Here is a 12,370-nt window from a genome sequence, read left to right as displayed (position 1 = left end):
TCGCGGTATCGAAAGCATATTCGGCCATTGCGAAACTTTGGAAATGTCAGGGTGAAACTTGGTATCAAGTATGGGAACGGATGAAAAGCGCAATCGCGTTATACTTATTCACGGATTTGCGACACCTTCTTTCTCGATGGCACTTTTGGCATGGCGTTTACGCAAGAAAGGGCACCAAACGATCTGCTGGAATTATCCATCGTTCCGGCTGCCCATCGGCGAAATTTCAGAACGATTCATCGATTTCATTGATCACGAGCTCAAGCATAGCGAGACGGTTAGTGTCGTTGCCCACAGTCTTGGGACAGCAGTTCTGCGGGCGTCACTGACTCATGTTGAAGCGTCTCGATTCTCGCGTGTGATATTCCTCGCGCCGCCCATCATCGGAACTCCGCTGGCGGATTATGCGCCCAAGCTTCTCTACAAACTTATGCCGCCGCTGCGACAACTGGTTCGCGACAGAGATGGGTATGTTGCGAATCTGTCGATGGACTTTGAAGAGCTCGGAATCATCGCTGGTCGACTGGACTTGCACGTACCGCTCGCATGTACACGTTGCAACAGTGCTAGCGACCGTGTCGAAGTGTGGCATACTCACAATTCGTTGCTGTTTTCGCGAGCCGTTGCAAAACTGGCCGACCAGTTTTTGACTTCGGGAACTTTTGGAGCGGAGAAATCCGGCGAGTAGCTTTACGACCGTTGCCGATTGGCTGAACTCCGCTTAATTCGGTGTCTGTAAACAAGTGCCAGGGCCACGGAGGCAAACAAGGAAACACTCTTCGGTTCCGGAACGGCAACGCTATTGAGTATTCCAACTCCATTGCCCATCCCTAGCCGAAAGTCAAAGCCACCGCTACCGTTGGTTAGCCAATTATCTCTGATTGGATTTCCTTGACTATCATTGAAAGAGCCATCACCAGGTATATCTACCAGCCTTAGGAACTGAGTATTGTTCAAATCGCGCAGACCGTTGAGCACGAGTGGATCAGCGGTAAGGTCGTTTAGATCGAACGGCGTGCCGAAGCCTGAAGCAGGTTGTACGCTCAAAGTAGTTGCTTGGCCTTATCTCAATTGACCTTGAACTCGTAGCCGTTTGATGTCATTGACAAAAGTCAGCGCTGACCGCGCAAGGCGAGAGATGCGACCGCTGCTCTACGGACAGGCTCCTGGTCAGATTGTGATAACTGCTCAAGCGTAGCATCGATGGCGGGTGAGTCCTTAGAGGAAAGTCCAAGAAATTCGAGTGCAAGAACAGCAACGTCCATCTCAGTCGCTTTTGCCAATTCAATAAGTTGGGGTAAGGAAGTATCACTGGGTTCGACCTTGCGAAAAGTGCGTAACGATCGATTGACTCGATCCTTCATTTCCGGTTTCTTTACAAGCGAAATGACTTGAGGCAACAATGTCACGGCATCCTTTCCCATGCGGCTAATTACGCGCAGTCCTTCGGAGCAAAACGCTTCGTCGCCAGAGAGTAGAGCTTTCGTCAAATACGGTTCCAGAGTGACAAAATCTTGCTCAATGGAAGCGATGGCAGCGAGTGACGCAGAGCGGACGGCTGAGTCGGGATCATCAAGGCTGGGAATCAGCGAGTTTAAAGCGGGTTTTGCGGCAGAACGCATTTGCATTATTGCATTGATCGAAGCGACCCTTATTTCCGCTGACGGGTCATCCAACATTCGCTGAAGTACTGGAAGGGAACTTGCCGATCGTGGACCATGGCTGGCTATAAACGCCGCCGCGGCCAATCGAACGTTGCTTGGTTCATCGTGCAAGTAGTTCGATATTACATCAATGGCAGGCACCGAAATTGGTCCGAGTGTTTGCAGAAGGTTAATTGTGTGCAACTGCACGTTATCGTCCGAGTCTGCAGTCATAGATACAAGTAGATCAACCAATTGGTCATTGCGTGCAGAAACTTGAAACAGTGTAGTCGCAGTTCTGTGACGTACTTCCGGCGATGGATGATTTATTAACGTTCGCAATGAATCTACCGTGTTTTTTGCATGAGGCCCAAGTCGCCCGAGCGCAGTCAACGCATCAAGTTGAACGGAAGCGTCGCCATCCATCACAGTAACAGAAAGTGCCGCGATAGATTCGGCTTTAACCGGAACGACGTCGCCTAACGCTAAAGCTGCTGCGGAACGTACATTGGGATTCTCCGCTTGCGTTGCAGCGATCAGTTGTTCTGTAACCGTGGGACCAATTCGAGCGAGTGAAGCGCCGAGTATATCGAGATGCCGGCGGTCACGTTCGACTACGCTTAACAATTCGGGCAAAACACTCGCTCCAAGCGTTGTCAAAAGGGTCGCGCAGTCTTTTACCACGCCACGATCAGAAGACTCGAGGAGCTCTAAAAGTTGGGGGCGTATTGCATGCACTACGGCGGGACGCTGTAAAACCGTGTCGATCACAGCGTGGCGCACGGCGTCATTTTCATGAGCGACTGATGCAAGATAGATCAAATAGAGCTGTTCTTCTTTCAAGTCACAGCGCGATACTAACTTGACCGCGGCGCTTCGTAGCTCGATTTCCCCTGAGTCGGTAGCTTCAATTACCAATATTTGAAGTGGAGCGGGCAAAGTATCCCAGGAAGAAGCGGCACGAAGGATTCCGACTTGTACCCTGGCGCTTTCACTTAAATATTTACTGGCTAGGATCGATGCTGTACTTGGACCAATCAATCCTAGAGCCAGTGACGCTTCCTCTCGGACAAGCTTGTTTTCATCAGCGAGCATGTTTGCAAGTCGCTCGATCACTTTGGGGGACTCGCACCGCATGAGGCCCAGAGCCATGGCGGCATAGGCCCTCACATGTTCTTTTTCATTGTCAAGTATCTCCGCAAGTCCCAGTTCTGAAGGCTGACCGATTTCGGCTAAAAGCATGGCGATGCGATAATCTTGGTGCTGCTCTTCTTTGCCCGCCTCCACCTTCTTGTCTTTTAGGCAGTTTAAGAGAACCTGCGTCGCAGGTTCAGCTTCGGACTTGAGGGGTTGCAGAGCTTCCAGTAGAGTCAATCTGACTTGGCTGTCTTTTTCTTGATCGAGTGACTCGATAATGGAAGGGAGCGACGCTCGCTTTTGTTCAAGGTCCGATCGCAAAATTGTTTCTGCAGCCAGACGACGAACTTCTACTGCTTCGTCGAAAAGTTCTTGATCGAAAGGCTCAACGCCATATGCGTGTTGCGTAGTGAGTGTAGTGCAAAAAAATAAGATTGCAGCTAACGGGTATTTTGCTGGAGCGAATAGATTTAGATTCAGACTAACCATTCAGTAGTAGCCCCGGTAATGGTTCCGTACTATCGCCAAACTGGTCAATCTTCACACCCGCAACCTGTAGCATCGAGAGCAAGAGATTGGACATGGGCGTCTCTTCGCGGTGCTTTAGAAATTGCCCAGACTTCAAGTTGCCACCGCCTTTACCTAATAAAATTACTGGCAAATTGATGTGGTCGTGTCGATCGCCGTCACTAATGCCGCTGCCGAACATAACCATAGAATTGTCAAGTAGGGAAGAACCATCTTCTTCCTCGACAAGCATCATTTTTTCGATCATGTAGGCCAAAAGCGAGATGTGGTAGCGATCGATTTCGCGAAGTTTTCGATTTCTCTCGAGGTCGCCCCCATGGTGGGACAACTCATGATGACCGTCGGTAAACCCGAGCCAGGGATAGTTTCGATCCGTCGCTTCTTTGGTCACCATAAACGATGCTACGCGAGTCGCATCCGTCTGGAACGCGAGCACCATAAGGTCCGCCATCAGGTGCAAGTGGTCGTGAAAGTCTTCTGGGATTCCTGCAGGCCTGTCTAGTTCGACGCCCGTCACGTCCAGGTCTGGTGTGGAGGACTGTATACGTCGTTCAATTTCACGCACACTTGTCATATATTGATCGATTTTGAGTTTGTCTTGTGCGCTGGAGCGACTCGTTAGGCGACGAGCGTCCTCCATAACATAATCCAAAATGCTTTTGCGATAAAAGTCTCGGTCGCCGAGCGTTTCCTGCATCAGGTTCGATTGCTTGTTCGTGAACAATCGATCGAATACGAGCTTGGGATTTATTTCGTAGGGGGCTGGGGAATTGGCGTTGCGCCACGAAATATGTGTCTTATAAGTTCCGCTGAATCCAAATGCGTTGCCCGAGCGCGCCGCTTCGCAACCTAGTTCTATGCTTGAGAGTCGTGTGGCATTTCCAAGATGTTGAGCGTAAACTTGATCCGCTGACTGACCAACACGAACGTTGTCCTGAGTGCGGTACGCTTGCGCACCGGTCAAGAAGCTCGCAGCACCCTGCCCGTGGCCACAGCCGTCAACGTCACCGTTAATCCTAGCACGATTATGAGTGAGCCCCGAAAAACAGTTTAGATACTCACGTGCGAATGACAGTGGCCTTAATGTGTCGGGAAGATCGATAAGAGAACCTTCGCGTTCAGGGAACCAAGTCGGCAAATGAACACCATTGGGTACATACCAACAGCACATGCGAACTGGCGGTTTCACGTTGGCTGGCGTCGATGCTCGTGCAACGCCGCTCGAACTTTCCAGCCAAGGAAGTGCGACAGCTGCTCCAAGTCCTTGAAGCAGCGTTCGACGAGAAAAACTTGTTTCCATGAGTACCCCTTGAAGGTCGGACTTTTGCCAAAGCACTTTGATTATAGATTATTGTTGACTCGCTGCGTGCGCCGAAGTTCCTCGCGATTGAAACGTTCTACTGTGGACGATTCCGAAGATGAGGCTCTGAAAACGGTAATCATCAAGTTCCCATTTTTTTCGGATCTCTTCCACTGTACTGATGTCCTGCAGTTCTAGTCCGCGACCGAGGGAGTAAGTCATAAGATTCTTAATGATCGACCGACCGAATCGTTTCCGGCCAATATCAGTCAGCTTTTGTTTGAAGCTCTTCCCGTCCTCGAAAGCAATTCCCCCGGGAAACTCACCTGAAGCATCGATGGGGAATTGAGAATCGATCGTTCTCCATTGTCCGACCGCATTGTAGTTTTCTAATGCAAATCCAATGGGATCCATTTGTGAATGGCAGGAGGCGCAGGCGGGATTCTCTCGATGTTGGACGAGTCGTTCTCGAAGCGACGCTTCCTCGCTTGCACTGCTACTTTCGTCAAGCGTTTCCACCAGCGGCGGTGGCGGCGGAGGCGGCGTACCGAGGATCTGCTGCAAGACCCATTTCCCGCGTTTCACTGGGGAAGTTCGATTTGGATTGGATGTGACCGTCAGCACGCTGGCATGCGTGAGGACTCCTCCGCGCTGGCCATTGGAAACAGCAACCTTTACAAATTCTTCCCCACTGAAATTGTCAAATCCGTAGTGTGTGGCAAGCAATCGATTTACAAAAGTGTAGTCTGAATCAATGAACTCGAGCGCACTGCGGTTGTTCTGCAAGACATACGCAAAGTACAATTCGGACTCTCTTCGCATAGACTCGCGGAGTTCATCGTTGAAGCTCGGGAACAATTCCTGATCAGGTGAAACTTCGTCGAGCCGACGCAACTGAAGCCATTGTCCGCAGAAAGATTCGACGAAAGAACTGCTTCTGGGATCCTGGATCATCCGCGCGAGTTGTTCATCAAGGTTCTTTCGGAGATTCTCTTCGTCAGCCAAACGACTAAGTTCATCATCTGGCATGGTACTCCACAGGAAGTACGAGAGACGAGTAGCTAATTCGTGCTCACTGAGCAGATCTCCGGCGAGATCTCGATTGTTTTCATGTATAAACAAGAACTGCGGCGAGACCAACACCGCTGTAAGCACTAGCTGCATTGCATGTTGAAAACTCTCACCTTTGGTAACGGCGATGCGATAGATACTCATCAGCCGATCGATCTCTTCATCCAATGGTGGTTTGCGGAACGCACGCCGGAGGAGCAATCGCAGATTGTCTTCTGCAGCCATCTCCCGAGATTGATCGGTTAGGTAGTTAGCGGCTGCGAACGGCAGATCGGCGAGGCTTGGACCAAGGGCCGCGTTCTCGTTTGTCACAGGACCGCGCACCACCATTGAATCGACATGAAGACCAAAGCTATTGCCGTAGCGTTGGTCGCCGCTGACTGCCCTCGTCGAAGCTTCGGCATTTTCTGCAGCTCCGAACTCGCTGAGCACTCGGACCGTAACCTTGGTGTCTCCGTTCATTACGGAGATCCAGAATCTATAGACAACTGTTTCGTCTTGGACACGAATCGCAGCGACATTGCGGCGATCCTGCCCGAAACTGATTTCCAACAGTGGCGGCGTGACCGTTTCTGCAATGCCGACACGGACCAAGCTGAACTCGGTTAAATACAACCCCGGTGCAAGCGTGTGGTCGAATTCAACCGGCGCTTCCTTAGAAAGTGGGTACGTCTTTAACCCAATCAGCTCGATCGGTGGAAAGCCTTCTGCATCAGGTGTCCATATTGCTGCTTTCGCCGCTTGTTCGGCCGCAGACAGCAGCTTTTCAAAATGAACAGGCGATGTACTCAAGACTGTGCCAATATTATCGAAACCGTATCCAATCTCATCCGGCGGAAATTCTTTGGCTAGATCGATGTCGATGTTTAGCAAGTCTCGGATCGTGTTGTTGTATTCTGTTCGATTCAGTCGACGTGCGACCGGGGCTGTCGGTTGGCGATCCTGCTGCGAGAGAGACTGAACAAAATCGGTTTCAATCCAGTCAACGATGGCTTCAGTTTCTGAGATGTTTGGCTGCGGTGCATCTGGAGGCGGCATGCTTCGGGACTCTAAAACATCAAGGGCTTTGACCCAAAGTTCCCCGGCTTGCAAAGCTTCTTGTTCACTGGAATATGAATCGAGCGAGATACCCGCTTCTTCGCTGCCTTGCGAATGACATTCGATACAGTACTTCTGCAAGAAAGGACGCACGTCGGCTGCAAATCGGTCCGCAGCTTCATCGGCACGTGCATTACTAAAAGAAAGGACGCACGGCAGGATGGTGCAAGCGATTGCGGAGGGGAGCCATGGGTGCCAAGCCATTGTCTAGTTCTTTCAGGAGGGAAGCACAGTCGGTTTTTTCTAAACACCTTAGTTGTGCAAAAGGTGCGAATCGCTTCGAAACCGGTGTACTGTTGTGCCTTTGCGCCCTTGGATCAAGGGGCTTGGGCGCAGTCGGGGGATGTTGCGTCGTTTGGCTAGCTGCACATGATTTGCAAATAGCGATTGACTTGATGCTTGCTAGCGGATTCCGGTCTCGTTATGTCGAGGCCAATCACGCTCGGCTACTTTAGCGAAATGGCTAGCCTACCAAGGGTGGGAATTGGGAAGTTTGTCGTCTGGGGGAGCGTCACTGAGTATAAGGTTTCTCCGTCGAGTTGCAAAACTTAAAGTTTGAGCTTTTTGAACTGGCCGAGTTGCTAAAAGGATTGTGTATTTCTAGACTTGAGCCACAAGGTAGCTGGAAACTTGGGCATCGGATGGTTAGAAGTGACAGTTCTATGCTTTTGACGCATGGGGTGGTTGTTCTTCCTGCGCAGTTGGATGTTTTGTAATAAAAATCATGAATTCAAAACTAACTCACAAAGTTCATGGTCCAAGTTTTGTTGAGCTTAGGCGAGCGAGGGGTTGGTCGCAGGAGGAGTTGAGCCGGCGGGCGGGCTATTCGGAGCGAGTAATCCGCAAGGCGGAAGCGGGGGGAACGCTGCGGACAAGTACATTATTGAACATCTGCGAAGCGTTCTCGGAAGCTCAAGGATCGGTGACGATTGAAAACTTGACCTGTTCCATCGTGACCGTTGCCAAGTCGGTTGTCGAAGCTTACGACAATCATGGCCGTGAAATGTTAAAGTACTGCGGAGCCGATTTGACGGAAGACTTCGTTTATACAATTCATGCAGACCCGACTCGGGTGCCTTATGGTGGAAGTTGGCATGGTCTCACGGGCATGCAACGGATGCTCGACATATTTTTTGACATGTTTACGCGTCGCCCCGGCACTTTGGATGTTGCGTATTTAGTCGGCACGAATCGAGTTCACGCCCGATTTTTAGATCAAGCGATGTTCAAAGGCGAAGAAACTCCTCCCATTATCATCAACTTGCACTTAGAGTTTCGCGGCATGAAGGTATGCAAAATGGACAACGAATTCGACTCCGACCTTACCGTCAACACTCTTACGAAGATCGAAAACGCCACCTGAAAAGGTGTCAGGACTCGTTTTCACATCCTGTCGCACTCTGTTAGCCGTAAACTTAAGTTAGGTGCCTAAAAGTGCCTTCGTTGGTTCGAATATTTTCATACGCGATGCGATGCCGGCGTTTTGTGAGGCGCGTCAAGCCGTAGACGTTTGGTTGGTGCAGGCGTGAGTCGACGCGATTCGCTTGTGACTAACTGAGAAATAGACTCGTAATATTCGCACCAGGGAAGACTTCGTCGCATACCCGGCGAAATTCCACCCCCGCCGACGACAACTCGAACGCCCTCTGGCAGTTCCGCTTTTAACACATGATGTGACTCGAGAGCTGATTCGACGTCATTCACGTGAGTATGTGTTACCCAAACGAACTGAACTTTGAAATCTCTCGCAGCTTGTGCCAAAGACTCCGGTGGCAGGGAACTGCCGAAGTCTAGAGATCGCAACCCGGCGATTGCGAGACACAACGATACTAATTTTGACGAGAGAGATTCGCTGTTGGGCGCAAGGGCACAGCCGACTGCGATTATCGGTGCATTCTCTTCTTCAGTTTTAAAATGTGCGCGAAGCGTGTCGATAGCGCTGAGCGCCGTGTTCGTGCAAAGATGCTCTTGGTAGATTTCGATTTTATCGTCTCGCCATTTTTGCCCCAACCGCCACAAGGCTGGTATCAAATTCTCCTCAAGTGCTGCAATTAGCTCGAACGGCGTTTTAGAAGAGCGACTAAATAGCTTGGCAATCTCGAATGGCCTGTCTTGCAACATAAGGTCGTAAATTGCATCTGCGCTAATGTTCGACTTAAGCGCTGACCGTGGACTGGAGCTTTCTTGAGTTCGAAGAATCTTGGGGGCAAGTCGGTCAAGATCCATTCGCTCGATACGTCGATGTCCGCCAGGCGTTCGTACTATGGGAATTGATGCGGTATCGCACAGTCGTTTTAAAGTCGACGAGCTTACACCCATTAAGTCCGCAGCCTCTTGTACCGTCAGAAAGGTTTGTCTCATACGTTTGAGCTGTCTGCTACCGACGTGCGGCCTGTCGAAGAATTGAACGAAATAATCAGCATCGTTGTTTTAGTTTTAATGCATGTTATCAAGCAAATCGGCGGTCGACCCACACGGCTCTAGATAGGTATTCAACGATTGCGCGATTCAGCATTCTTTGCAGTTATTGCAGCAGCAGCATACTCACCAGCCAGATTGCCAGAGATCGCCCTACTATCATCACAACGCATCCTGACGGTCTTGAACGGTTTACAAACTGTTGAACTCATTGAATCGTTCAATTCCATGATGTGCGAAGCTTGAAATCCGTCAAGCTGATCGAGTGTCATACGATTGCACTCAATTTATTTTGCTCGAATCCCAATCCCAACGCATATATCTTGGCCAATCCAAAAACTTAACGCAAATGCTACGTCCGATTGTTTGAGCTCAACAAGATGACTATTGAAGATGACGAACTACTGAAAGAATTTGTGATCGAATCCCAGGAGCATCTCGCAAGTGTGGAGACTCAGCTTCTGGAGCTCGAATCCGAGACCGAAGGTGTGGACGTTGGAAAAGTCAACAATGTCTTCAGAGCAATACATTCAATCAAGGGTGTCGCTGGATTTCTTAATCTAAAGACGCTCGAGAGTCTAGCGCACCGCGAAGAAGAAGTACTCAACAAATTACGCAACAGCGAAGTGCGACCGACAAGTGAAGTTATCAATACGCTTTTGCGAGCGTCGGACTGCTTGAAGAGTTTGCTCGATACAATTGAGACATCGAACGAGCAAGATGTTTCCAAGCATATTCAAGCACTTGAGAGGTTGATGATCAACCCGACAAACTTGTTCAAAGGCTATAGCACGCCGCTCGTCCCCGATTTAAGTTCGCCGGGACTTGTGGCCGACCTTGAAGAAATGCAGGAAGGTGAGTCGCAAGACAAGACTCTTTCCGCTGACGTGCTTCGTGACTTCATGATCGAAAGTCATGACAATTTACAACAGTTCGAATCCTATCTCGTTGCTCTTGAGCAGCGGCCGCGCGATGTAGACCTGCTGAATTCAATCTTTCGGTCGGTTCACACGTTGAAAGGATCCTCGGGATTCTTGGGATTTGCAAAGCTTGAAGCGATCACGCATGCGGCGGAAAATTTGCTGAGTGAGCTTCGCACTGGTAGTCGAGTTCTGGATGCAGAAATTACGACGGCGCTGTTCAGCACCGGTGATCTCGTGCGTAAGCATCTTGAAAACATCGAAAAATGCCAGACCGAAGGCAGCTTTGAAGCTGACGAGTTGATCCGACTATTGACCACCCTACAAGTTACTCCAGCCGCTTCCCAAACGCAAAAGACTGAATCGGACATTCAAATGTTGGCTACGGAACAGGCACCTACGATTGTGGACGAAGTCCCGTTTTTGGCGCCGTCAACGCAAGAGGGTGCACCAGTGGAAGTGCAAAAACAGAATCCTGCACAGGAAGCATCCACCGTAGTTGGTGCTGCTGAGAGTACGATACGCGTCGACGTTGCTCTTCTTGACAAGCTTATGAACCGCGTCGGCGAGCTTGTGCTTGCACGCAATCAAATTCTTCAATGTTCAAACACGCTAGCGGACAACGATCTTCAGAGCGCTACGCAACATTTGAACCTCATTACAACGGAATTGCAGGAAGGAGTCATGAAGACTCGCATGCAACCAATTGGTAATGTTTGGAGTAAGTTTCCGAGGTTAGTGCGTGACCTTGCGACTATTTGCGGCAAGAAGGTTCGCATCGAAATGGAAGGTAAAGAAACGGAGCTTGATAAGACCATTATTGAGGCTATCAAAGACCCGCTGACTCACCTAGTCCGTAACAATGTCGACCATGGAATCGAGTCGCCGGAAGTTCGAATCGCCAATGGAAAGGACGCAGAAGGTTGCTTATCCTTGCGTGCCTACCATGAAGGTGGCCAGGTAAACATTGAAATTTCTGATGATGGAGGCGGGTTGAACTTGCCGGTCATCAAGCGGAAGGCATTAGAGAAAGGGCTGATCACGGCGGAGCAAGCGTCGCGAATGCAAGATGGTGATGCGGCTCAGTTGATCTTCCTTCCGGGATTTTCGACGGCAGAAAAGGTCTCCAATGTTTCTGGACGAGGCGTCGGGATGGATGTCGTCAAGACAAACATTGAGAAGATCGGAGGTACAGTCGACATAACGACGCGATCGGGCGAAGGCACATCGATCAAGATTAAGATTCCCTTAACTCTTGCCATAATTCCTGCGCTCATTATCTCCAACCACGGGAATCGATTTGCAATACCGCAGGTCAACCTATTAGAGCTCGTGCGCATTGAAACAACAGATGAAAAGCCTGGGATTGAATGGGTCCAGGGCGCTCCAGTGTATCGCCTACGGGGCCGTCTACTTCCGCTGGTTTACTTGAGCAAGATTCTAAAATCCAAACATCCTTCCGAAGCGATCGAAGGCAGCATGAACATTGTCGTGTTACGTGTTGACGACGGCCAGTTCGGATTGGTTGTTGATCGGATTCTGGATACAGAAGAAATCGTTGTAAAGCCAATGGCAAAACAGTTGAAGGGTGTTCCTGTTTTCGCGGGGGCAACGATCATGGGCGATGGAAAAGTCGCTCTGATTCTAGATGTTCTTGGACTAGCAAATAGTTCGCAGGTTGTGTCCAAAGATCGCAATCGATCGCTGATTGATTCCAGCGGTCGCAAAAAAGAAAGCAGTGGCTTTATCCAACAGCTACTCGTCTTGGGAGTTGGGTTGCAGCATCGACTGGCGTTACCGATATCGCAAGTTGCGAGGCTCGAACAGATACCCATTAAGACGATCGAATTCACGAATAAGCGAGAAGTTGTTCAGTATCGCGGACAGATTCTTCCGCTGGTTCGTCTCGCAGATGTCTTTGGCATAGAGGAAGAAGAGGTGCCGCCTCCTGTCGAATCATCGTTTGAAATGGAATTTGGCGATCCACTCGCGTTTGGAGAACCAATTGAAGAACTTGAGCCGTCACTCAACATCGTCGTATATGTCGAAGACGACCACAGCTACGGACTAGTAGTTTCGCGCGTTATAGATATCGTCGAAACCGAAGTTGCCGTATCGACCGAGGGGCAATGTGACGGACTGATAGGTTCCGCGATCATTCATGATCGAGTAACTGATTTGGTCGACCTACCAGCAATTATCAAGCAGCGTCGATTCAATTCCGAACATACCAAACAATCTACGTTATAGAGGAG

The 12,370-nt window shown here is 49.9% G+C and carries 9 protein-coding genes; 3 read left to right on the top strand and 6 right to left on the bottom strand.

All coding sequences use genetic code 11. The annotated features are described in order from the left end of the window. Positions 1-70 precede the first annotated feature (70 nt). Complete coding sequence (locus tag SH451x_RS14885) at positions 71-688, top strand: esterase/lipase family protein (RefSeq protein ID WP_479357775.1); 618 nt, start codon at positions 71-73, stop codon at positions 686-688. 2 nt (positions 689-690) lie between these two features. Here SH451x_RS14885 and SH451x_RS14880 read toward each other — a convergent pair whose 3' ends face one another. The 4 genes from SH451x_RS14880 to SH451x_RS14865 form a co-directional block, all read right to left on the bottom strand. Continuing rightward, positions 691-1,047 carry a hypothetical protein gene (locus tag SH451x_RS14880; RefSeq protein ID WP_479357774.1) on the bottom strand — a complete coding sequence of 119 codons (357 nt, stop codon included), beginning with the start codon at positions 1,045-1,047 and terminating at the stop codon, positions 691-693. Positions 1,048-1,112: 65 nt separating this feature from the next. Next, positions 1,113-3,269 carry a HEAT repeat domain-containing protein gene (locus SH451x_RS14875; RefSeq protein WP_479357773.1) on the bottom strand — a complete coding sequence of 719 codons (2,157 nt, stop codon included), beginning with the start codon at positions 3,267-3,269 and terminating at the stop codon, positions 1,113-1,115. Continuing rightward, the gene (locus tag SH451x_RS14870; protein WP_479357772.1) at positions 3,262-4,608 is read right to left on the bottom strand and encodes a DUF1552 domain-containing protein; all 1,347 of its coding nucleotides are present in this window, start codon (positions 4,606-4,608) and stop codon (positions 3,262-3,264) included. The genes SH451x_RS14875 and SH451x_RS14870 overlap by 8 nt, the downstream gene beginning before the upstream one ends. Before the next feature lie 48 nt (positions 4,609-4,656). Further along, positions 4,657-6,981: a DUF1592 domain-containing protein gene (locus tag SH451x_RS14865; protein ID WP_479357771.1), complete on the bottom strand. Its 2,325-nt coding sequence runs from the start codon at positions 6,979-6,981 to the stop codon at positions 4,657-4,659. Positions 6,982-7,501: 520 nt separating this feature from the next. Here SH451x_RS14865 and SH451x_RS14860 point away from each other — a divergent pair. Continuing rightward, entirely contained in the window at positions 7,502-8,140 is a 639-nt protein-coding gene (locus SH451x_RS14860) for a helix-turn-helix domain-containing protein (RefSeq protein ID WP_479357770.1), read from the top strand. 95 nt (positions 8,141-8,235) lie between these two features. Here the strand turns inward: SH451x_RS14860 and SH451x_RS14855 are convergent, their stop codons facing one another. Together SH451x_RS14855 and SH451x_RS14850 are read right to left on the bottom strand one after the other, a co-directional pair. Further along, complete coding sequence (locus tag SH451x_RS14855; protein ID WP_479357769.1) at positions 8,236-9,138, bottom strand: MerR family transcriptional regulator; 903 nt, start codon at positions 9,136-9,138, stop codon at positions 8,236-8,238. Positions 9,139-9,269: 131 nt separating this feature from the next. Next, the gene (locus SH451x_RS14850) at positions 9,270-9,467 is read right to left on the bottom strand and encodes a hypothetical protein (RefSeq protein ID WP_479357768.1); all 198 of its coding nucleotides are present in this window, start codon (positions 9,465-9,467) and stop codon (positions 9,270-9,272) included. A gap of 108 nt (positions 9,468-9,575) precedes the next feature. On the opposite strand from SH451x_RS14850, the gene SH451x_RS14845 reads away from it, so the two are divergent. Then, complete coding sequence (locus SH451x_RS14845) at positions 9,576-12,365, top strand: chemotaxis protein CheW (protein ID WP_479357767.1); 2,790 nt, start codon at positions 9,576-9,578, stop codon at positions 12,363-12,365. The last annotated feature ends 5 nt before the right edge of the window (positions 12,366-12,370 follow it).

The sequence above is a fragment of the Njordella aestuarii genome (genome assembly GCF_056494165.1).
Note: the sequence above shows the minus strand (reverse complement) of the source record. Positions and strands in the feature narration are given on the sequence as shown.

Coding starts and splice junctions, on each gene's coding strand:
- SH451x_RS14885 (WP_479357775.1), top strand. CDS start 71: ATGGGAACGGATGAAAAGCGCAATCGCGTTATACTTATTCACGGATTT.
- SH451x_RS14875 (WP_479357773.1), bottom strand. CDS start 3,269: ATGGTTAGTCTGAATCTAAATCTATTCGCTCCAGCAAAATACCCGTTA.
- SH451x_RS14870 (WP_479357772.1), bottom strand. CDS start 4,608: ATGGAAACAAGTTTTTCTCGTCGAACGCTGCTTCAAGGACTTGGAGCA.
- SH451x_RS14865 (WP_479357771.1), bottom strand. CDS start 6,981: ATGGCTTGGCACCCATGGCTCCCCTCCGCAATCGCTTGCACCATCCTG.
- SH451x_RS14860 (WP_479357770.1), top strand. CDS start 7,502: ATGAATTCAAAACTAACTCACAAAGTTCATGGTCCAAGTTTTGTTGAG.
- SH451x_RS14855 (WP_479357769.1), bottom strand. CDS start 9,138: ATGAGACAAACCTTTCTGACGGTACAAGAGGCTGCGGACTTAATGGGT.
- SH451x_RS14850 (WP_479357768.1), bottom strand. CDS start 9,467: ATGACACTCGATCAGCTTGACGGATTTCAAGCTTCGCACATCATGGAA.
- SH451x_RS14845 (WP_479357767.1), top strand. CDS start 9,576: ATGACTATTGAAGATGACGAACTACTGAAAGAATTTGTGATCGAATCC.